The following is a 16,200-nucleotide window of genomic DNA, read 5'->3' as shown; positions in this document are numbered from 1 at the left end:
CATGTGCTATAATTCGGCTGTAACAATATCAAGGTCATATGACTGTGAAAAGGAGTGAGAGAGAAATGGCGATTTTAACTTCCATTTTGAAGCAAAATCAGTCTTTTGTAGAGGAAAAGAGGTACGAGTTTTATGAAACGACAAAATTTCCGGAGAAAAAACTTGTGATTTTGACATGTATGGACACACGTTTATTGGAACTGCTCCATCATGCAATGGGGTTAAGAAATGGAGACGCAAAAATCATTAAGAATGCGGGAGCCGTTGTTTCTCACCCTTTTGGAAGCGTCATGCGCAGCATTCTTGTGGCTGTCTATGAGCTGCAGGCTGAAGAAGTCTGCGTGATCGGCCACCATGAGTGCGGTATGGCAAGCCTGAACGCTTCATCTATCCTTCAAAAGGCCAAACAGCGGGGTGTTGAGGATGGCTGCCTCGAACTCCTGCAGCATTCAGGCATCGATTTGGACACATGGATGACGGGCTTTGACAGCGTTGAAGACAGCGTCAGCCACAGCGTGAACATGGTCCGGAATCATCCGCTGATGCCTTCAGACGTCCCGGTGCACGGATTAGTGATTGATCCAAAGACCGGCTGTTTGGATGTTGTGGAAGATGGTTATTTACGTGAAGACGTTTCGCTGTCGGAAATGGGGAGGATAGGTTAAATGTTACGTTTTTCAGGCAGATTTGAAGGATACAGCCTTAAGCGGTTTCAAAAAGATATTGTAGCAGGAATGGTCGTTGGAGTCGTTGCAATTCCGCTTGGCATGGCTTTTGCTATAGCCTCGGGAGTGAAACCGGAACACGGTCTTTACACAGTGATTGTCGCCGGTATTTTGATTTCGCTTCTCGGCGGGTCGAAATACCAGATTGGCGGGCCGACAGGCGCCTTTGTTCCGATCCTGTTCGCTATTGGGCTCCAATACGGATTTGAGAATCTGCTGATTGCCGGTTTTATGGCCGGAGTGATTCTCGTCATATTAGGGCTGCTAAAACTCGGCAAGATTATCAAGTTTATTCCGCGGCCGGTGATCATCGGATTTACGGCCGGCATCGCGGTAATTATTTTCACCGGAGAAATCGCCAAGTTTTTAGGCTTGAGAAATGTTGAGAAGCATGAGAGTTTTTATATGAATATGCGAGAGGTTGTCATCAACTTGAATACGCTCAGCTTTTACAGCATTTTGACGGCTGTTGTATCGCTCTTTTGTGTGCTGTTTACGCCGAAGATTCTTCCGAAAGTGCCGGGGGCGCTTGCAGGCTTGCTTGTATCGACGGTCATGGCCACGATGCTGTTTCCTGAACAGGTGGTGACGATCGGCTCAGCTTACGGAGAAATTCCGCGCAGCTTACCGAGCTTTCAATTTCCTGAATTGTCATTGGAAAAAATCATTTACCTGCTGCCTCCCGCTCTTGCGATTGCGATGCTCGGCGGAATCGAATCGCTGCTTTCCGCGATGGTGGCAGACAATATGAAGGGAACAAGGCATGACAGCAATAAAGAGCTTGTCGGCCAAGGGATTGCGAACATTGCCGCACCGCTGTTCGGTGGAATTCCGGCGACAGGTGCGATTGCCCGTACGGCGACCAATATTAAAACGGGTGCTGCTTCTCCAATTTCAGGTATCGTGCACGGCGTGTTTGTTTTATTGGTCCTGCTTTTGTTTGCGCCATACGCTTCCCTTATCCCGCTTGCAAGCATGTCGCCGATTTTAATGGTGGTCGCTTGGAATATGAGTGAGCGGAAAGAGTTCGCGAACATTTTGAAAATTAAGAATTCTGATTCTGCTGTGCTTGTCGTCACATTTCTTTTAACGGTTTGGCAGGACCTTGTCTTTGGGGTGGCGGCCGGTATCCTGCTGGCGATCATCACCTTTATCGCCAGAATGAGCAAATCGTTCCGTATTAAAAAGGATGTGTCTGAATCGATCGTCCAGTCGGCTGCTGCAGCGGAAGAAAAGATATTCCACCGCTCTGTCAGCATCTATTCTGTTGAAGGCCCGTTGTTTTTCGGCTCATCGAATTCATTGGAGGATTCAATTTTGGACAAAGGCCACCCGCCAAAACTCCTCATCCTGCTTATGAACAAAGTAGACTACATGGATTCTTCCGCAGAAGGCAGCTTGATGACGATCGTCAACCGTGTCCACCAGCAAAACGGCAAAGTGATGATTGTCGGGCTGCAGCAGCAGCCGCGTGAGCTTCTTCATAAAACAGGGCTGTTTCATAAAATCGGCAAAAAGCATTTTGTCGACAGGCCTGAACAAATATTTGACGTGACATAACCAAAGAAAACCGCCTGTTCCGGCCGACCGAAGCAGGCGGTTGCTTTTATTCGGCGGCTTTTACATATGTGCCTTTTTTCATTGCAGCTATTGCCGTTTCTTTCATCAAAAGGACGTCTTTTGAAAGTGTGGAAGCGGGGACTTTTCTTCCGTTAACGGCGACTTTTGGATCGATCCATCTTACCTTTAATGTTTGATGAAAAGTAAAATCGCCTTCGTCTCCTTGTTTAACGCGCTGGCTAGCAGTGCTGAGCTTTTCAAGCGTTTCCCGGAAGCGCGCTTTTTGCTTTAGCATCGCAAGCAGTTCCGTGTCGGTTTTGAAAAAATCGCGTCCCGTGATGATACGCATGTCAAGCGCCTTTTTCAGCATTTGGCTGAGCGTACAGAGCGCATATACATTGAGGGGATTCATAAAGAAGTCAATCACCTCTTGATAGTAAAGGCGGGTAAACCATTCGGCATGCTCCGCCGAAGTGCAGCAGATTTCGCCTTCAACAACGGTCAGTCCCGTTTCTAAAAATCGTCCAATCTCTTCTTGATCGCCAAATCCATAGGCTAAAGAGTCGCGAAGCGTGTAATCGATGCGATCCGCGCATAATGAAGGAGCCGGCTGCTCCAGCAGCGTCCATTTTTTTTCATCGTATAAGATGTCTTCATCTTTGAATCCGTATGTATCCAAAATCCCGGGGATGTCAGATTGCTTGACCCATTGCCGAAACATCTGTTCATGGTAATCTTCGTTTTCCATGTTAAATACATCATCAGCCACATGGGAAAATGCCGTATGGGAAACATCGTGAAGCAATCCTGCAATTTGTTCTTCAAGGCTTCCGCCAAGCCTGCGGATCAAAAGCATAACCCCGATGCTGTGTTCGCAGCGGCTGATGTTCCATACGGGATTGACGAGAAAGCATGCTCCGCCTTGATGAATTCCATTCAGACGCTGAACGGCTTTTGAATGAATGAGGTCTGTCAGCACAGGCTCCAAATCTGCCTCTCCGTAAAGGCGGTCATTGATCTTCATGATGCTCTCCTGCAAATCTTTTCGTCAGTTTGCGGCGGTGGGCATCCATCATGTCTTCCAATGAAACATCGTATATACCGGCAAGCATAATCAAATTCCCCATCACATCGCCCATTTCTTCGATCAGTTCTTTTTTTAGTTCAGCAGCCGGCCGTTTGACTTCATCAGGACGGTCCCTTCCGATTTCGTATGCCCTGACCGCTCTCGCCAGTTCACCAGCCTCTTCCATTAAAAATCCCATCCGGATGAAAGGTCCGTATTCGCTCCATCCCCTTTTCCGGTAAAATGTCTTTGTCCATTGCTCCGCGTCTGTGATTGTCATAAGTCTACACTCCTATTTAGAAATTCAATTATATTATCGCACACGGAACGAACAATATATAGTACAATGTTAATTGTTTTTATCAATATATGGAGTTGGAGTGAGCGAGAGTGAAAACGGTATGCGTATATTCAGGATCAAATATGGGGGCGGACCCGGCGTACAAGAAGAAAGCTGCAGAGCTCGGCGTTTATATTGCGGAGAAGGGGCTTCGCCTAGTTTACGGAGGATCGAGAATGGGATTGATGGGCGTGATTGCGGATACTGTATTGGAAAACGGCGGGGAAGTTGTCGGCGTTATGCCGAAAGGACTTTTTACAGGGGAAATCGTTCATCAGCAGCTGACAGAGCTGATCGAAGTGAGCGGCATGCATGAGCGCAAAGCGAAAATGAGTGAATTAGCTGATGGCTTTGTCGCGATGCCCGGAGGCTTCGGTACGTTTGAAGAGCTGTTTGAAGTGCTTTGCTGGGCGCAGATCGGCATTCATCAAAAGCCGATCGGACTTTACAATGTGAACGGCTATTTTGACCCCCTTCTTAAAATGCTCGAATACAGCGTTCAAGAAGGCTTTTCGAACGAATCACACCTTCAGCTGATTCATGCTTCGGCGAGTCCCGCGGAATTGATCGGGAACATGAATGATTATCGCTACCCTGTCCTCGAGAAAAAGTGGAAGGATTTATAGAACCTCTTACATAATGAGCGGAGGGTAGGGCAACATAAAAAAAGCTGCCGAATCATCGGCAGCTTTTTTGCTGTTTACTTCTGTGCGTCGATATTGCGTGTGAGCACTTTATCAATCAGGCCGTATTCTTTTGCTTCTTCAGCCGTTTTGAAGTTGTCGCGGTCTGTATCGCGCTCGATCACTTCAAGCGGCTGTCCAGTGCGCTCTGCAAGAATTTTGTTCAGTTTGTCGCGCAATGAAAGAATGCGCTTCGCGGCGATTTCAATTTCTGTCGCCTGCCCCTGCGCTCCGCCAAGCGGCTGATGGATCATGACTTCACTGTTTGGAAGAGCGTAGCGCTTCCCTTTCTCGCCGGCTGCGAGAAGGAACGCACCCATAGATGCCGCCATTCCCGTACAAATCGTAGAGACTTGCGGTTTAATGAACTGCATGGTGTCATAAATCGCCATACCGGCTGTGATGGAGCCGCCAGGGCTGTTAATATAGATGCTGATATCTTTTTCTGGATCTTCGGCTTCAAGGAATAGAAGCTGAGATACGATGGAGTTCGCAACATTGTCATCGATTGCTGATCCCAGCATAATGATACGGTCTTTCAACAAGCGTGAGTAAATGTCATACGCTCTTTCCCCGCGGTTCGTCTGTTCAATGACTGTAGGTATTAAATTCATAATGCTCCTCCTTCACCTTAAAAGGTAAGTATGTAGTTTAATCATACATTTTTGGTCAATAAAGGTCAAACAAAAAGCCGCCTTCATTAAAAAGACATACTGGGGTTTATTTTTCCCATTTTAAAGGACATTCAAACAAAATATCAACTTTATAGAGCAAAGTATAGAAAATTGGCGTCTAAGTCCATTGATCTTCCATTTATTTTATAGAAAAAAAGGAATTATATGTGAACGCTGACAAGAGCGTTCAGAGCTCCAAAATAAGAAGAAACCAAAGCTAAGATGATCGTATTTCTTTTATGGTGGTTTTTCGGAGGTGTTGCCGCTCACAGATTTTATCTGGACGAGAGAAAAGGCTGCGCTGTAGCCATGCTGCTTCTCTGGCTGGATGTCATGATTCATTTGGCCTTTTATTGACGGCATGATCTGCCTTGTCAAAACAACGGACGAAGTAAATAAAGAAATCGAGTATTATGTTGCGAGCAGAGATTATGATTGACTTTTTAAAGAACAGCCCTTATAATATGAATTGCTGACGTTAAAAAATCATATTGTGCGCTCGTAGCTCAGTTGGATAGAGCGGTGGTTTCCGGTACCACGTCTGCCGGGGGTTCGAATCCCTCCGAGCGCGTTATAAGCATTAGATAGGTTTAGATTAATAAATTATAAACGAGTTGAAAACCCTTGTAGCATAAGGGTTTTTCTTTATTTTAGCGGACTTATCAGAAACCTAAGAAAGCGATAAAAAACGTTATTATTTTATTTTTTTTTGCACAAATTTTGCACATTTTTTTACGCGGTCGCTTTTTCAAGAGACGGCATTTGTTCAAACAATTTGAGTGTGTTTTGTGTATCTTCTTCTCGAAGTTCTTTCACTACATGTGCATAATATTTAAGGGTCGTATCAATATTAGCATGTCCTAACCGTTCCGACACATAATATATGGATATTTTTTTGTAAAGAAGTATGCTGGCATGAGTGTGCCTTAAACCATGAATCGTTACAGGTTCAATCTTTAAGTCATTCAATGTTTTTCTTAATATTCTGTTAACGAATTCGTTTGTAAGAACTTTCCTTGGGTTATTGGGACTAATGAAAATAAGGCCATGCTCGTTATCAGGTATTCTTTCAAACAAACTTTCGAACAGACTCATTGTTTTAGAATCCATTTTAATTACTCTGTTTGAAGGATCGTTTTTTGTAGAAGTAAATCCTTTTCCCGTTTTATAGTCCCATGTTTTGTTGATTGTGATTTCATTCGATTCAAAATCGAAATCGTTTTTAGTTAAACCGACCAATTCGGCAAATCGCATTCCTGATGTAAGAGCTAGGATAAGCAAGTAATACCCAATAGATCGCTCCTTTCGAACATAGAGCTCATTTAGAAGCAATTGACTCTCTGAATAATCTAGATGTTTCTCTTCGGGTCGTTTTGATTCTACTTTGCTGACTATTTTAGCTCTTCTAGTAAAGTCAATTTGAATAATTCCCTCTTCAATCGCTTCTTGTACACAGGCTCTTATATGTGTGTTAAGCTTTCGAACGGTTTGTTTAGCATGTTTTGATCCAAAATCATTTAAAAATTTTTGATATTCACGTTTGCTTATTTCATGAATATACTTTCCAGGGAAATTCTCCGCAATTGTTTTATACGTAGTGTTGTAACTTTTAAGAGTTATGTCTTCAATATCACCCTTATAAACATCCACCCAGCTTTTAAAGTATTCATGGAATAGGATATTTTTCCTTTCTATGGGAGCGACGCCTTTGTTTAATTTTGCCTCAACTTCGGCGGCTGCTATCATCGCTTCTTTTTTTGTTTTAAATCCGCCTTTACGGATTGGTTTCGGTTTTGCACTCACACAATATTGCCATGTCTTTCCTCTCTTTTGGAAACTTGCCATTAATTCCTCTCTCCTCTTATCCAACACGAAGGGGGTCAAAAAATAAGCGGTGTCCATTAACGAAGGTGTAAATTCCATACTTCTCTTTATAACGATCAAGAGCTTTTTGCAGAAAATCCTCTGTAACCCCAAGATATTCAGCAAGTTCAAACTGGTTAGTTATTCCTTCTCTTTGTGCTTGCACTATTTTATTTAAGGGAACAAGCCGTTCATAAGCCCATTCTCGAGCCTTCACCTCTTGCTTTCTTTTCCACATGTCTTTTTGATCCAATATATCTCCGAAGGAGGTATAGTGGTGTCCTAGTTCTTCAGCCAAGATACAGCTTTTTTCAGCTATACTTTCTATCCTTTTGTTAATCCATATCACATTTTCTGCATAGAGGCCCTTAATCCCCCCTTTTATTTCTATATCTCTTTCTTGTACTAAAATGTTTTCTTTAGTGCATTGATTTAAAAGAGCCTCGTACATTAATCACTTCTCCTTTTTTCTAATTGATCTTACATAGGCTTTAAATGTTTCTATTGTTTGAAGTTCTTCTTCTGTCCAGTCTTCGCCATCATGGTGAGCAGCAATTGTAGTTATCTCTTCTTCGCCATTAGCCATCTTTTCTAACTGATCCGTTGTAATCCCAAGCCCTCTACAAACTTTAATGACATTATCAACTGTTGCATTTCCAATTCCTCTTGAGAGCATTGAGCGCAATGTTGTTGGAGGTATTCCTATCTTTTCAGCAAAAGCTTTTTTGCTTAATCCCGTTTCACTTATTAAACGTTCTAAGATTTCTGTTCTTTTATCCAACTTCTTTCCACTCCTTCTTACAAATAAAGACGAAAAATCGTTTTGTGAATTAATAATACTATACGGAAATTCGTATGTAAATATTATCAGAACGAAAATTCGTTCATTTGTTTAAAAAAATGTTGACAATGAACGAAAATGAGTCTATATTGAGATTAAACACGGACGCATTTTCGTTCATTGAGAGGTGATAATTAATAATGCATAGAAATTTGCGAGCAGAAATGGCTAGAAACGGTATTACAATGGTGGACATTGCGAAATTTTTAGGTGTTCGTTATGCGACTGTTAATGACAAGGTAAATGGAAAATATCGATTTTATTTTAATGAAGCACTGAAAATCAAACGTCATTTCTTTCCTCAGTGTGACATTGAGTATCTTTTTGAAAACGATGAAAACAAGCATTCGAGCAATAGAAAGGATGAGATGAGATGCAACAACTCAATGTTAGCTTGAGCATTCCTGTTCCGGAAAACATGGTACTGGTTCATAAAGTGGAACTAGAAGAATTAAAAGCAAATGAACTAAAAGGCGTCTATTGGAGCATGAAAGACTTGGAAGAGAAGACAGCAAAAAAGAGCGAGTGGATAAAAGAGAATATCTTATATCCAAGTCGCTTCCGCAGAATGCTTGATACTGAAAAAGGCGGGTTTGTTTTTTACCCAAAATCCAAAGGGCAAACATGGAGCTTTCAAGCAACGAAGATGGCTGACTTCTTAGAAAAGCATTTTGCTGACATTTTTAACAAGTGAAAATTGGAGGTCTTACCAATGGAAAACCAATTAGTTTTCAATAAAGAAAATATTGCTGTCACAGACAGTTTGATAATCGCTGAAACGTTTGATAAACAGCATAAAGACGTTTTGAGAGATATCCGTATTCAAATGGACTATGCAGGTGAAGAGTTTTCACAGCGCAATTTTGCGCCGTCAAATTATGAAGTACGTGGTAAACAATATCCAAAATACGACCTAACCGAAGAAGCATTCACACTAGTTGTGTTCGGTTACAACACGAAAGAAGCTGTTCAAACCAAAATAAAATTCATTCAAGAATTTAAGAGGATGAAAGAATACATCCAGAAACAGCAGCAACCAAAAGCGATGAACGCAAAAGAGAGCATCATTGCCAATATGAAACTAACCATCCAGCTAAACGAAGAGGTTGACGGGATGAAAGAAGACATAAAGCAACTTCGTCATGATCTCGATAAAAAATTGACACTCGATTACTCTCAGCAGCAAGCTATGAGGAATGCAGTGAACAAACGTGTTCATAAGCTCTGGAATGAAAATAAGGTCGACAAAACATTCTATGAAACGACCAGAAGAGTTTATGCAGCATTATGGAAGAACCTAAAAGATGCGTACAGAGTCAATGCCTATCCGAACATTCTGCAAAAAGACTTTGAAGAAGCGATGAGCTTCATTGAAGGATGGAGACCGATTTTTAACGGAAGTCAATCTGTGTAGGAGGAATAAAAGATGAAAAAAATAGATCAGCTGTTGGAAAAGCAAGACAAACTACTCGAAGAAGTGGAATTTTATTTAGAAGCTGTTCAAAATGAATCACTAATTAGAACTATAGTGACAGATAAAACTACACCAAGCGACTTTTTAAAAGGTGAAAAGCTTGAAGATATAGGTTTTGTTTCTGGGATAGATGAAGAAGGCAACGTAGTTTTTGAACAATATTGGTCAAACAATAAAATCCTTCAATTCACGCTTAAAGGCGACCTGGTACTTGATCTGCAACTATTAGTATACAACAAAGAAGAAAACAGCCCAGGAAGAAAACTTTCGCAGGCAATCGGGCTTCTCGAAGAGGCTCTTCGCGTACAAACGGATATTGATGAGCTTGAAAGCAGGAGGTGAGAAAAATGAAGATCAAAACAAGAGAATGGCTTGCTCTAAGCGAGGCGGAGCGTTTTATGAAGATTTATCAAGCCTTTGTGAAAACACAAATTTAGGAGGTAAATAAAATGAACAATGAAAGAGAGTCAGCTTTAAACAACTTAGTAACCCTGATTTGCAAAGAGTGTGAAAAACACGGCTTTACATTAAAAGAGTTAGAAAGAATTCCAGCGCTAGTTAAAAAGTTTTATCACGACAATGCTGTTCCTTTTAAACAAGAAATGAAAGACGGCATTTCTCAAGACAAACTTGAATGGATGAAAAAAGCAGGGATTAAAGAGTTTGAAAAGCCGATGAAGTTCTATTCAGCATTTCATGAGAATCTTTTTTCAGAGGACTATATAAAAAACACCCCGCTTGAAGAAATCAAAGCAGGGTACGAGATTACTCAAAAGAATACCCATGGGAGGTAATGGAATGGAAAAACAAATTGAGAAATCCATAGAAGATGCATACATCGAAAGTAAAAAAAATCAAGAATTAATCCATAGCCGACACATGAAACGTTCATTAGGTAGTTGTTCGAAGTTTCTGGACTGGGCAGAAAAAGAGGGATGGAGCACAGAACAAATCTACTATGTGGCGAGAATTGTCCTTGCGCTCCTTGAAAGAGAAGATTAAATTCTAAATTTTCCAGATTCGTAGTACTGCTCATATTTTTTGTTTTCAGCTTTGTCAACTTTAACTGTTAAAGCAGTTGCTTGACGTATCGCCTCAACGTATAACTCTAATTTCTTCTGTACGATGGATTCTGTGGAGTCTCCTTCTACAGAGGTTGAGTTTACAACAGCAATAGCAAAATCATGAATATTTTTATCATCTAGATTCATATTTTCACCCCCTATCCTACAGGGACATTATACCAAAGAGGAGAGAAACAAATGAGCAACCAAAACGAAAATAAATCAACCCCTGCGGCAACAGAGGTTGAAAAGGTTCGGGGTGATCATATGGATAGCAGAAGATTTCATTTAATTGGAATTATAGTCAGTAGTATTTGTGTCATTCTGTCTCTTACTGCATTAATTCTGTCGCTTCAATAATTAAAGGAAGCCGGTAAAACTGGACACCCATGGGAGGAGAAAGAAAATGAAGCCTTTTAGATTGGAAATGCAAAAAGTAAAAATCAAATCAGTTGAATATGAAGAGGCTTTGGAGAATACAGCAAAAGACCTCATTAGACAACTCAAAACATTTTGTCAGACATATGGAGACTTACTACATTGTTTAGATCAATTTATTTATCAGCCAAAAAACGAACAAGTAATTGCTGAGTATGCTAAAAAACTTGTTAAACAAGAGATCAATAGCATTCTGCTGAATAAATAAGCGCCCTAAAGGACGCTAAAAAATCACTAAACTAAACCCATGTAATTCGAGGTAATTAGGTTTCCATCCATTAGCTCTAATGTTTCAAATAATTGCGGAATCACTTATAGTTTGACCAACTTCACCTGCTGATTGTATGTCAAACGTTCCATTATGGAAAACTTTTTGAATAGGTGAAAAAAGGGCAAGGGAGTACTTATATGTACGACCTGGTTCAACCCTTTGATTAAAAGCAATGTCTTCATAATCGCATGAATAATAAATGTGAACTGGCTCGATTCCATTTAGACCATGATTCCTAACGATATGTGAGAAATCATCAAGAGTTTTTGCAACAACTACCATTCTTTTCACCTCCTATTATCTTGATAGGGACATTATACCAAAAAGGAGGAGCGAAAATGTTCAACCCTTATGACTTCTACATTACGCCGGAAGAATTTGCACAAGCCGAGGCAAACGGCATATGTAAGGATACACTCATCTGGAGAATACGGAGGCAAGGTTGGGATAAGCAAAGAGCATTAACCGAACCGGTTCAGTTCCAAGACCGGGATAAATTTTCAGTGATCTGGGATGAATGGGGAAAGCTTGCTGAAGAAAATGGTGTCTCAAGAGCCGTGTTTCGCCAAAGGTTAGGACGTGGTTGGACTAAAGAAAAAGCAGCTACGACACCAAAAATAGATCGAAATGAACATATAAAAATAATGTGTAAACTCTCACCGAGAACCAAGCCCCGCAAATTCTCAGAAGATCTTGTCAGGTTAGCTGAAAAGAATGGCATCAGGTATAAAACACTAACAAGTCGTGTAAATAAACTTGGTTGGGATCCATATATAGCTGCAACTACACCTGTTTTTTCTCGATATGAGATGGGTCAAAAAGGTGCACAGGGTTTTAAAAAGAAATACGGGTCTGATTTTAACAGGATTTTCTTTTTGAAAAGAAAACAGAATCCAATTAGAAAGGAACATGTACAATGACCAAACAAAATAACTCAACCCCTGCGGCCACAGAGGTTGAAAATCAAGTTTGTATAAAACTGATCATAAAAGATACACGACTAAAAGATATTGATGAGTACATTAAAGAGTTAACATCTGATTTTATTGAAAATTTTGGTTTCGAGCCTTCAGAACTTTTCCTGGCAGCGGAAGGCAACTCTCTAAGTATCCGAATGTATCTAAATTGAATTTGAAAATCTTCTTAGTGGACACAATCAGTTTCATATTCTTTCACCTTCTATTATTTGATAGGGACATTATACCGAAAAAGGAGGAGCAAGCATGTTTTTAGTCAGCTATGTATGGCTACATAATCAAATTCATGCCGTCATCAGTGAATCTGTCCAAACGCACAATCAGGCTTTGGGCAAGCTAAAACAGCAGGGAGGCGCGATCATTAAAGATGAATGTAAAAACAATGCTCTCGGCTCTGTGATCGTGAACGGGAAAAGATCAGTTTGGCCTTTGACCAAGTCGGAAGGACTGAAAGTAAATGGCTGAGGTCAAGTGGATCAAGCTGAGTACGCAAATGTTTGAAGACGAAAAAATCAAACTGATTGAACAGATGCCGGAAGCCGACACCATTCTAATTATATGGGTCAAGCTGCTGGCTCAGGCTGGGAAAACCAATGCGTCAGGATACATCTACCTAAGCAAAAATATCCCGTATACAGACGAAATGCTGGCAACAATTTTTAATCGGCCGTTGCCGATCGTAAGAATGGCATTACAGACGTTTCAACAGTTCGGCATGATTGAGATAGATGAACATAATTTCATTAATATTTCAAATTGGGAAAAGCATCAAAATGTCGAAGGCATGGACCGAGTTCGAAAACTCAACGCCGAACGAAACAAGAGATACAGAGAAAGAAAAAAGCAATTGCAGCTTTCTTCTCCCCAAAAAAAGAGTGACGTTAGCGTGACGTCACGTGACGGTGCAGATATAGATAAAGAATTAGATAAAGATATAGATAAAGAAAATAATATATTGTCGGGCAAGCCCGACGAGGCATCTTCTGAAAAAGATGAAATTCCTTACAAACTGATCATCGACCTTTTAAACAAAGTCGCTGGAACAAAGTACCGTCATACTACACCAAAAACCAAGACCTTAATAAAGGCACGATGGAACGAAGGTTTTAGATTTGATGATTTCAAACATGTCATTCTAGTCAAATGCGAAGAATGGCGCGGCACTGATCTGGACAAGTATTTAAGGCCTGAAACGCTGTTTGGCACTAAATTTGAAAATTATCTTAACCAAAAGCCAAAAGGAGGTAGAACTCATGGCAGAAACATTCACCAAAGATCGGGCGGCAAGAGTCAAGGCCGAGTTATCACGGAGGATGACATTCCATACTGATGAGAATGGAAAGCCTGTCTATTGCAACAAGCATACAAGGCTCATTGGAGGAGAAGAAAAGCCTTATCAGGTCCAACTGATGAAACTCCGAGACGGCTCAATAAAATGTCCTATGTGCGAAAGAGAACAACGTAATAAGGAAATCGAGCGTGAAGCCGAGATATGGCGCCGCCAGGTAGAACGGCAGATTCTATCGACTTATTCCCTTATTGCCGATCCTACTCTTAAAAAAGCAACGTTCGAAACGTTCCGCAGCTACAACCAAGAGGACGAGCAGAATAAACGCAGGATGATGGAATTTGTCAGCCAAATCAAGGCAGGCGCTGTGATGAACATCTTTTTGACAGGAGAGTCTAACGCCGGAAAAAGTCATCTTGCAATGGCCGCGCTCAAAGAACTGAACAAAAATGATGTCGAAGAGTACGCGAAGTCATCCCTCTTTGTTAACAGTGATGCTCTCATGAGGCGAATTAAAAACTCATTTAAAGATGACTCCGAAAAGTTGACAGAGGCTTTTGCAATCGAGCTGCTGACAAGGGTTGATTATCTCGTCATCGATGACCTGGGCGCTGAAGTAGGGGACACAGACAACGAAAACAGAGCCGCAAATGATTTTATTCATCGTGTATGGTATGGGGTTTCTACTGGCCGTCAAGGAAAAGTAACGATCATCACGACCAATCTTTCAGGTGTGGCTTTAACCAAACTCTATGACAAGAAAACCGTTAGCCGTTTGACAGCACATCTTGAAGCGATTCAGTTTTTAGAAAAACAAAAAGAGAAAAAGGGGCGGAAAGCTCCTGCTCTAACCTTTTAGGAGATGAAAATAAAGTGAAGGATACTAACTTGAAAACGATCATGCCGGGCGTGTGGGGGCATGTGGCAACCGATAAAACACCGGAGGAACTCAAGCAAGGATTAAAGGAAATTGAACAAAAACTAGAAAATTGGCTGGCCTATTGGTCAAACATACGGAGGGAAAGCATATGAAACACGGTAAGCGACCAACGCGCGCGCAAAAGCAAATCATCAAAAAGAACGGTTTAAACCCTGAGAACTGGCTTATATCAAAGAATTTACAGCATGAACAAAGACTAATCATTGTTCACCGTCACACCGGGACCGTGCGGGAATGTTGGGCATGAAAATGGCTGCCCACGCTGATTGTTTAGAAATTGCACTTGATAACTTGAATTATGAATGGTCATATGTCCAGCTTTGTAAAGTGATAGATTACTGGTACGACGGCAAGTCATTATATGACGCTGCCGATCTTCTGAAAAGAAACCCGGACGAGCTTTTGATTCTGATTGTGGACCTTGCCAAAAGAAGGATACTCCCTCACAGGCCTTACGGTATAGGCGCGAATCTGAGAATATGGATTAGTCCGCAAATGATGAAAACGAAAAAGAACGGAGTAAGACAGCTATTCTGTGAAAGTCCTGTTTATATCCCGTTCCTTGAAAATAATTTTATTTGGTATGACCAATAGCTTTATAGGTTTAGAGATTTGTGGAATCGGGGGCAGTCCATTATCAAAATCGCAAAATTCTTTAAAAGAGAAATAGAAGAATTATTATTCCTCGTCATTGATCAGGGGAACAAGGGAATGATTCAGCCGCGAAATGGGGGGCTTTTAGGTGAGGAAGCATCTGAACAAGAAAAAAGGCGGTTCAAGATTATCGTTTGAAAAAGCATCCTTACAGCAGCTTTTAGTCATTATCAGGTTTGAATCTTGTCCCAAGCATTTGAAAAATGCTGCGATGAAAAATCTTTTAAAGAGGTGAAATCTGCATGACAGAACAAGAACGTTTGGAAAAAATCGAATGGATCAATTTGATTGAAAGGTACGGAAAGGAATCGCTTAAACAGAAGAGTGATGAGGAAATTAAAAAGCTTTATAACCTGGCTATGCTCAGGCAGACGGATGAAATCTTTGCATAAAAAAAACCAGAGCTATTAAAAGCCCCGGAAATTAAAAACTAGCCACTTTTATTTTAACACGGGGGTGCGGCTGGTGAACAGTCCTAAAGAGATCAACGTCAATCAAGATTTATCAAGCAAAATTCAAGACGGGAAGGTCACTGTCATTGTTTTAGATGGCTTGAACGGAAAGGCTTATGAAGCACAGGCACCGGAACACGGCAGAACGATCATCGAAACGTTTAAAGGTGCTTTTTCCAGAATTAATCTTGAATCATCACACAAATTCAATTAATTTGCAGGGGCGTTCCCCTGCGGGGGAGGAACGTAATGTTTAAAGCAAAGTCAATCACCTTTAATTCTGAAACTTATATGCTTGGTCAAAAATATAAGCCGCCAGGCTTCACCAAGATGGCGACTGTCACAAATATTGTAGATAATCGGAATGTTTTTTCACATAACGAGGGCGGTTTTGAGGTCCGCTTTGATTCAGGGGATTTCTTACGGATTTATTCAAATGAAGTTGTCATCCATTGGGAACAGACGGGGGGTGAGAAGGGATGAATGACCCGAATGTTTTTTCGAACCCGTGCGCCCTATGCAAGACGGCGGAAGCTGATTGTCCGTCCGAAATTTTTTGCCCTTTCTGTGGAATCCAAGATGTTGCGATAGATTCGGATGATTTTAAAAAAATAGAAGAGGCGATGAAAGAATGACACTCTTACAATCTTCATTACTCCATACAATCAAGGCTCAGCGGGATAACATGATGACCATTGACGAGCTGGCTGAGAAGTACGAACTTCACCCGGATTACGTGAAATCGATCATAGAGCGAACTGAAGGGCTGGCGATTAAGGGCAACGTGGCCTATGCTCAGAAACAATCTTCTCTGCTGCCGATACTTGGGGTTGCCGTTCTGTTCTTTGTTATTGTGATCTTGCCGATGCTTGCAAATTAAAATTTGTAGG

31 protein-coding genes, 1 tRNA gene and 1 pseudogene are annotated in these 16,200 nt (G+C 41.2%); 25 read left to right on the top strand and 8 right to left on the bottom strand.

What is annotated here, in order from left to right; genetic code table 11:
• Window positions 1–65: 65 nt before the first annotated feature.
• Entirely contained in the window at window positions 66–665 is a 600-nt protein-coding gene (locus QMZ64_RS15770) for a beta-class carbonic anhydrase (protein ID WP_265625553.1), read from the top strand.
• Window positions 666–2,285 carry a SulP family inorganic anion transporter gene (locus tag QMZ64_RS15765; protein WP_265625554.1) on the top strand — a complete coding sequence of 540 codons (1,620 nt, stop codon included), beginning with the start codon at window positions 666–668 and terminating at the stop codon, window positions 2,283–2,285.
• A gap of 46 nt (window positions 2,286–2,331) precedes the next feature.
• Here QMZ64_RS15765 and QMZ64_RS15760 read toward each other — a convergent pair whose 3' ends face one another.
• A complete protein-coding gene (locus QMZ64_RS15760; protein WP_265625555.1) occupies window positions 2,332–3,309 on the bottom strand; it encodes an HD domain-containing protein in 978 nt (325 codons plus the stop codon).
• Window positions 3,296–3,631, bottom strand: a complete 336-nt coding sequence (locus QMZ64_RS15755; protein ID WP_243942020.1) for a MazG-like family protein — start codon at window positions 3,629–3,631, stop codon at window positions 3,296–3,298. Before QMZ64_RS15755 ends, QMZ64_RS15760 begins: the two co-directional genes overlap by 14 nt.
• Before the next feature lie 110 nt (window positions 3,632–3,741).
• On the opposite strand from QMZ64_RS15755, the gene QMZ64_RS15750 reads away from it, so the two are divergent.
• The gene (locus tag QMZ64_RS15750; protein WP_165428176.1) at window positions 3,742–4,317 is read left to right on the top strand and encodes an LOG family protein; all 576 of its coding nucleotides are present in this window, start codon (window positions 3,742–3,744) and stop codon (window positions 4,315–4,317) included.
• A 74-nt stretch (window positions 4,318–4,391) separates the two neighbouring features.
• On the opposite strand, the gene clpP is transcribed toward QMZ64_RS15750, so the two are convergent.
• Entirely contained in the window at window positions 4,392–4,988 is a 597-nt protein-coding gene (gene clpP / locus QMZ64_RS15745) for an ATP-dependent Clp endopeptidase proteolytic subunit ClpP (protein WP_003185550.1), read from the bottom strand.
• A 282-nt stretch (window positions 4,989–5,270) separates the two neighbouring features.
• Between clpP and QMZ64_RS15740 the strand changes: the two genes are divergently transcribed.
• Together QMZ64_RS15740 and QMZ64_RS15735 are read left to right on the top strand one after the other, a co-directional pair.
• Window positions 5,271–5,405, top strand: a complete 135-nt coding sequence (locus QMZ64_RS15740; RefSeq protein WP_243942024.1) for an NINE protein — start codon at window positions 5,271–5,273, stop codon at window positions 5,403–5,405.
• A 138-nt stretch (window positions 5,406–5,543) separates the two neighbouring features.
• A tRNA-Arg gene (locus QMZ64_RS15735) sits at window positions 5,544–5,619 on the top strand.
• A 161-nt stretch (window positions 5,620–5,780) separates the two neighbouring features.
• Here the strand turns inward: QMZ64_RS15735 and QMZ64_RS15730 are convergent.
• From QMZ64_RS15730 to QMZ64_RS15720, 3 genes and pseudogenes are all read right to left on the bottom strand, one after another.
• The gene (locus QMZ64_RS15730; RefSeq protein ID WP_301441451.1) at window positions 5,781–6,893 is read right to left on the bottom strand and encodes a tyrosine-type recombinase/integrase; all 1,113 of its coding nucleotides are present in this window, start codon (window positions 6,891–6,893) and stop codon (window positions 5,781–5,783) included.
• Between the two features lie 16 nt (window positions 6,894–6,909).
• The gene (locus QMZ64_RS15725) at window positions 6,910–7,362 is read right to left on the bottom strand and encodes an ImmA/IrrE family metallo-endopeptidase (protein ID WP_301441450.1); all 453 of its coding nucleotides are present in this window, start codon (window positions 7,360–7,362) and stop codon (window positions 6,910–6,912) included.
• Window positions 7,363–7,479: 117 nt separating this feature from the next.
• A pseudogene (locus tag QMZ64_RS15720) lies at window positions 7,480–7,692 on the bottom strand (helix-turn-helix domain-containing protein); the annotation flags it as partial.
• 200 nt (window positions 7,693–7,892) lie between these two features.
• Here QMZ64_RS15720 and QMZ64_RS15715 point away from each other — a divergent pair.
• From QMZ64_RS15715 to QMZ64_RS15690, 6 genes are all read left to right on the top strand, one after another.
• Window positions 7,893–8,150, top strand: a complete 258-nt coding sequence (locus tag QMZ64_RS15715; RefSeq protein ID WP_301441448.1) for a helix-turn-helix transcriptional regulator — start codon at window positions 7,893–7,895, stop codon at window positions 8,148–8,150.
• A complete protein-coding gene (locus tag QMZ64_RS15710) occupies window positions 8,126–8,446 on the top strand; it encodes a DUF771 domain-containing protein (RefSeq protein WP_301441447.1) in 321 nt (106 codons plus the stop codon). Before QMZ64_RS15715 ends, QMZ64_RS15710 begins: the two co-directional genes overlap by 25 nt.
• 18 nt (window positions 8,447–8,464) lie before the next feature.
• A complete protein-coding gene (locus QMZ64_RS15705) occupies window positions 8,465–9,166 on the top strand; it encodes a Rha family transcriptional regulator (protein WP_301441446.1) in 702 nt (233 codons plus the stop codon).
• A 12-nt stretch (window positions 9,167–9,178) separates the two neighbouring features.
• Entirely contained in the window at window positions 9,179–9,568 is a 390-nt protein-coding gene (locus QMZ64_RS15700) for a hypothetical protein (RefSeq protein ID WP_301441445.1), read from the top strand.
• Between the two features lie 107 nt (window positions 9,569–9,675).
• The gene (locus QMZ64_RS15695; RefSeq protein ID WP_301441444.1) at window positions 9,676–10,020 is read left to right on the top strand and encodes a hypothetical protein; all 345 of its coding nucleotides are present in this window, start codon (window positions 9,676–9,678) and stop codon (window positions 10,018–10,020) included.
• A 4-nt stretch (window positions 10,021–10,024) separates the two neighbouring features.
• Window positions 10,025–10,228 carry a hypothetical protein gene (locus tag QMZ64_RS15690; RefSeq protein ID WP_017475041.1) on the top strand — a complete coding sequence of 68 codons (204 nt, stop codon included), beginning with the start codon at window positions 10,025–10,027 and terminating at the stop codon, window positions 10,226–10,228.
• On the opposite strand, the gene QMZ64_RS15685 is transcribed toward QMZ64_RS15690, so the two are convergent.
• Complete coding sequence (locus tag QMZ64_RS15685; protein WP_301441443.1) at window positions 10,225–10,437, bottom strand: hypothetical protein; 213 nt, start codon at window positions 10,435–10,437, stop codon at window positions 10,225–10,227. The two genes, QMZ64_RS15690 and QMZ64_RS15685, sit on opposite strands and share 4 nt — an antisense overlap.
• A 51-nt stretch (window positions 10,438–10,488) precedes the next feature.
• Here QMZ64_RS15685 and QMZ64_RS15680 point away from each other — a divergent pair, with 51 nt between their 5' ends.
• A complete protein-coding gene (locus QMZ64_RS15680; RefSeq protein WP_301441442.1) occupies window positions 10,489–10,650 on the top strand; it encodes a hypothetical protein in 162 nt (53 codons plus the stop codon).
• A gap of 46 nt (window positions 10,651–10,696) precedes the next feature.
• Complete coding sequence (locus tag QMZ64_RS15675; RefSeq protein WP_301441441.1) at window positions 10,697–10,936, top strand: hypothetical protein; 240 nt, start codon at window positions 10,697–10,699, stop codon at window positions 10,934–10,936.
• An 84-nt stretch (window positions 10,937–11,020) separates the two neighbouring features.
• On the opposite strand, the gene QMZ64_RS15670 is transcribed toward QMZ64_RS15675, so the two are convergent.
• Window positions 11,021–11,281: a hypothetical protein gene (locus QMZ64_RS15670; protein ID WP_301441440.1), complete on the bottom strand. Its 261-nt coding sequence runs from the start codon at window positions 11,279–11,281 to the stop codon at window positions 11,021–11,023.
• Between the two features lie 56 nt (window positions 11,282–11,337).
• Between QMZ64_RS15670 and QMZ64_RS15665 the strand changes: the two genes are divergently transcribed.
• From QMZ64_RS15665 to QMZ64_RS15615, 12 genes are all read left to right on the top strand, one after another.
• On the top strand, window positions 11,338–11,919 hold the full coding sequence (locus QMZ64_RS15665; protein WP_301441439.1) for a hypothetical protein: 582 nt from the start codon (window positions 11,338–11,340) through the stop codon (window positions 11,917–11,919).
• Complete coding sequence (locus QMZ64_RS15660; protein WP_301441438.1) at window positions 11,916–12,128, top strand: hypothetical protein; 213 nt, start codon at window positions 11,916–11,918, stop codon at window positions 12,126–12,128. Before QMZ64_RS15665 ends, QMZ64_RS15660 begins: the two co-directional genes overlap by 4 nt.
• A 94-nt stretch (window positions 12,129–12,222) precedes the next feature.
• Window positions 12,223–12,441 (top strand): hypothetical protein, encoded by a 219-nt coding sequence (locus tag QMZ64_RS15655; protein ID WP_017475008.1) that lies wholly within the window; start codon window positions 12,223–12,225, stop codon window positions 12,439–12,441.
• The gene (locus QMZ64_RS15650) at window positions 12,434–13,306 is read left to right on the top strand and encodes a phage replisome organizer N-terminal domain-containing protein (RefSeq protein ID WP_301441437.1); all 873 of its coding nucleotides are present in this window, start codon (window positions 12,434–12,436) and stop codon (window positions 13,304–13,306) included. Before QMZ64_RS15655 ends, QMZ64_RS15650 begins: the two co-directional genes overlap by 8 nt.
• A complete protein-coding gene (locus tag QMZ64_RS15645) occupies window positions 13,290–14,123 on the top strand; it encodes an ATP-binding protein (RefSeq protein WP_301441463.1) in 834 nt (277 codons plus the stop codon). Before QMZ64_RS15650 ends, QMZ64_RS15645 begins: the two co-directional genes overlap by 17 nt.
• A gap of 14 nt (window positions 14,124–14,137) precedes the next feature.
• Window positions 14,138–14,296 (top strand): hypothetical protein, encoded by a 159-nt coding sequence (locus tag QMZ64_RS15640; RefSeq protein WP_301441436.1) that lies wholly within the window; start codon window positions 14,138–14,140, stop codon window positions 14,294–14,296.
• Complete coding sequence (locus QMZ64_RS23350) at window positions 14,293–14,451, top strand: DUF6906 family protein (RefSeq protein ID WP_017475014.1); 159 nt, start codon at window positions 14,293–14,295, stop codon at window positions 14,449–14,451. Before QMZ64_RS15640 ends, QMZ64_RS23350 begins: the two co-directional genes overlap by 4 nt.
• Window positions 14,439–14,798: a hypothetical protein gene (locus QMZ64_RS15635; RefSeq protein WP_301441464.1), complete on the top strand. Its 360-nt coding sequence runs from the start codon at window positions 14,439–14,441 to the stop codon at window positions 14,796–14,798. The genes QMZ64_RS23350 and QMZ64_RS15635 overlap by 13 nt, the downstream gene beginning before the upstream one ends.
• A gap of 302 nt (window positions 14,799–15,100) precedes the next feature.
• Window positions 15,101–15,250 (top strand): BH0509 family protein, encoded by a 150-nt coding sequence (locus QMZ64_RS15630; RefSeq protein ID WP_301441435.1) that lies wholly within the window; start codon window positions 15,101–15,103, stop codon window positions 15,248–15,250.
• Between the two features lie 73 nt (window positions 15,251–15,323).
• A complete protein-coding gene (locus QMZ64_RS15625; protein WP_301441434.1) occupies window positions 15,324–15,524 on the top strand; it encodes an XtrA/YqaO family protein in 201 nt (66 codons plus the stop codon).
• Window positions 15,525–15,559: 35 nt separating this feature from the next.
• A complete protein-coding gene (locus QMZ64_RS15620; protein WP_301441433.1) occupies window positions 15,560–15,793 on the top strand; it encodes a hypothetical protein in 234 nt (77 codons plus the stop codon).
• A gap of 202 nt (window positions 15,794–15,995) precedes the next feature.
• Window positions 15,996–16,190 carry a hypothetical protein gene (locus QMZ64_RS15615; protein WP_277709806.1) on the top strand — a complete coding sequence of 65 codons (195 nt, stop codon included), beginning with the start codon at window positions 15,996–15,998 and terminating at the stop codon, window positions 16,188–16,190.
• Window positions 16,191–16,200: the final 10 nt, after the last annotated feature.

The sequence above is a fragment of the Bacillus sp. LB7 genome, from assembly GCF_030449715.1.
GTDB classification, from domain to species: domain Bacteria; phylum Bacillota; class Bacilli; order Bacillales; family Bacillaceae; genus Bacillus; species Bacillus paralicheniformis.
This window is presented reverse-complemented; position numbering and strand designations above follow the sequence as displayed.

What these genes read in the sequence shown, in the direction of transcription:
- QMZ64_RS15660 (WP_301441438.1), top strand. Translation starts at nt 11,916, where the DNA reads ATGACCAAACAAAATAACTCAACCCCTGCGGCCACAGAGGTTGAAAAT.
- QMZ64_RS15730 (WP_301441451.1), bottom strand. Translation starts at nt 6,893, where the DNA reads ATGGCAAGTTTCCAAAAGAGAGGAAAGACATGGCAATATTGTGTGAGT.
- QMZ64_RS15715 (WP_301441448.1), top strand. Translation starts at nt 7,893, where the DNA reads ATGCATAGAAATTTGCGAGCAGAAATGGCTAGAAACGGTATTACAATG.
- QMZ64_RS15705 (WP_301441446.1), top strand. Translation starts at nt 8,465, where the DNA reads ATGGAAAACCAATTAGTTTTCAATAAAGAAAATATTGCTGTCACAGAC.
- clpP (WP_003185550.1), bottom strand. Translation starts at nt 4,988, where the DNA reads ATGAATTTAATACCTACAGTCATTGAACAGACGAACCGCGGGGAAAGA.
- QMZ64_RS15620 (WP_301441433.1), top strand. Translation starts at nt 15,560, where the DNA reads ATGTTTAAAGCAAAGTCAATCACCTTTAATTCTGAAACTTATATGCTT.
- QMZ64_RS15685 (WP_301441443.1), bottom strand. Translation starts at nt 10,437, where the DNA reads ATGAATCTAGATGATAAAAATATTCATGATTTTGCTATTGCTGTTGTA.
- QMZ64_RS15615 (WP_277709806.1), top strand. Translation starts at nt 15,996, where the DNA reads ATGATGACCATTGACGAGCTGGCTGAGAAGTACGAACTTCACCCGGAT.
- QMZ64_RS15755 (WP_243942020.1), bottom strand. Translation starts at nt 3,631, where the DNA reads ATGACAATCACAGACGCGGAGCAATGGACAAAGACATTTTACCGGAAA.
- QMZ64_RS15665 (WP_301441439.1), top strand. Translation starts at nt 11,338, where the DNA reads ATGTTCAACCCTTATGACTTCTACATTACGCCGGAAGAATTTGCACAA.
- QMZ64_RS15680 (WP_301441442.1), top strand. Translation starts at nt 10,489, where the DNA reads ATGAGCAACCAAAACGAAAATAAATCAACCCCTGCGGCAACAGAGGTT.
- QMZ64_RS15700 (WP_301441445.1), top strand. Translation starts at nt 9,179, where the DNA reads ATGAAAAAAATAGATCAGCTGTTGGAAAAGCAAGACAAACTACTCGAA.
- QMZ64_RS15690 (WP_017475041.1), top strand. Translation starts at nt 10,025, where the DNA reads ATGGAAAAACAAATTGAGAAATCCATAGAAGATGCATACATCGAAAGT.
- QMZ64_RS15740 (WP_243942024.1), top strand. Translation starts at nt 5,271, where the DNA reads ATGATCGTATTTCTTTTATGGTGGTTTTTCGGAGGTGTTGCCGCTCAC.
- QMZ64_RS15630 (WP_301441435.1), top strand. Translation starts at nt 15,101, where the DNA reads ATGACAGAACAAGAACGTTTGGAAAAAATCGAATGGATCAATTTGATT.
- QMZ64_RS15650 (WP_301441437.1), top strand. Translation starts at nt 12,434, where the DNA reads ATGGCTGAGGTCAAGTGGATCAAGCTGAGTACGCAAATGTTTGAAGAC.
- QMZ64_RS15710 (WP_301441447.1), top strand. Translation starts at nt 8,126, where the DNA reads ATGCAACAACTCAATGTTAGCTTGAGCATTCCTGTTCCGGAAAACATG.
- QMZ64_RS15675 (WP_301441441.1), top strand. Translation starts at nt 10,697, where the DNA reads ATGAAGCCTTTTAGATTGGAAATGCAAAAAGTAAAAATCAAATCAGTT.
- QMZ64_RS15725 (WP_301441450.1), bottom strand. Translation starts at nt 7,362, where the DNA reads ATGTACGAGGCTCTTTTAAATCAATGCACTAAAGAAAACATTTTAGTA.
- QMZ64_RS15655 (WP_017475008.1), top strand. Translation starts at nt 12,223, where the DNA reads ATGTTTTTAGTCAGCTATGTATGGCTACATAATCAAATTCATGCCGTC.
- QMZ64_RS15770 (WP_265625553.1), top strand. Translation starts at nt 66, where the DNA reads ATGGCGATTTTAACTTCCATTTTGAAGCAAAATCAGTCTTTTGTAGAG.
- QMZ64_RS23350 (WP_017475014.1), top strand. Translation starts at nt 14,293, where the DNA reads ATGAAACACGGTAAGCGACCAACGCGCGCGCAAAAGCAAATCATCAAA.
- QMZ64_RS15695 (WP_301441444.1), top strand. Translation starts at nt 9,676, where the DNA reads ATGAACAATGAAAGAGAGTCAGCTTTAAACAACTTAGTAACCCTGATT.
- QMZ64_RS15760 (WP_265625555.1), bottom strand. Translation starts at nt 3,309, where the DNA reads ATGAAGATCAATGACCGCCTTTACGGAGAGGCAGATTTGGAGCCTGTG.
- QMZ64_RS15645 (WP_301441463.1), top strand. Translation starts at nt 13,290, where the DNA reads ATGACATTCCATACTGATGAGAATGGAAAGCCTGTCTATTGCAACAAG.
- QMZ64_RS15635 (WP_301441464.1), top strand. Translation starts at nt 14,439, where the DNA reads ATGTTGGGCATGAAAATGGCTGCCCACGCTGATTGTTTAGAAATTGCA.
- QMZ64_RS15670 (WP_301441440.1), bottom strand. Translation starts at nt 11,281, where the DNA reads ATGGTAGTTGTTGCAAAAACTCTTGATGATTTCTCACATATCGTTAGG.
- QMZ64_RS15765 (WP_265625554.1), top strand. Translation starts at nt 666, where the DNA reads ATGTTACGTTTTTCAGGCAGATTTGAAGGATACAGCCTTAAGCGGTTT.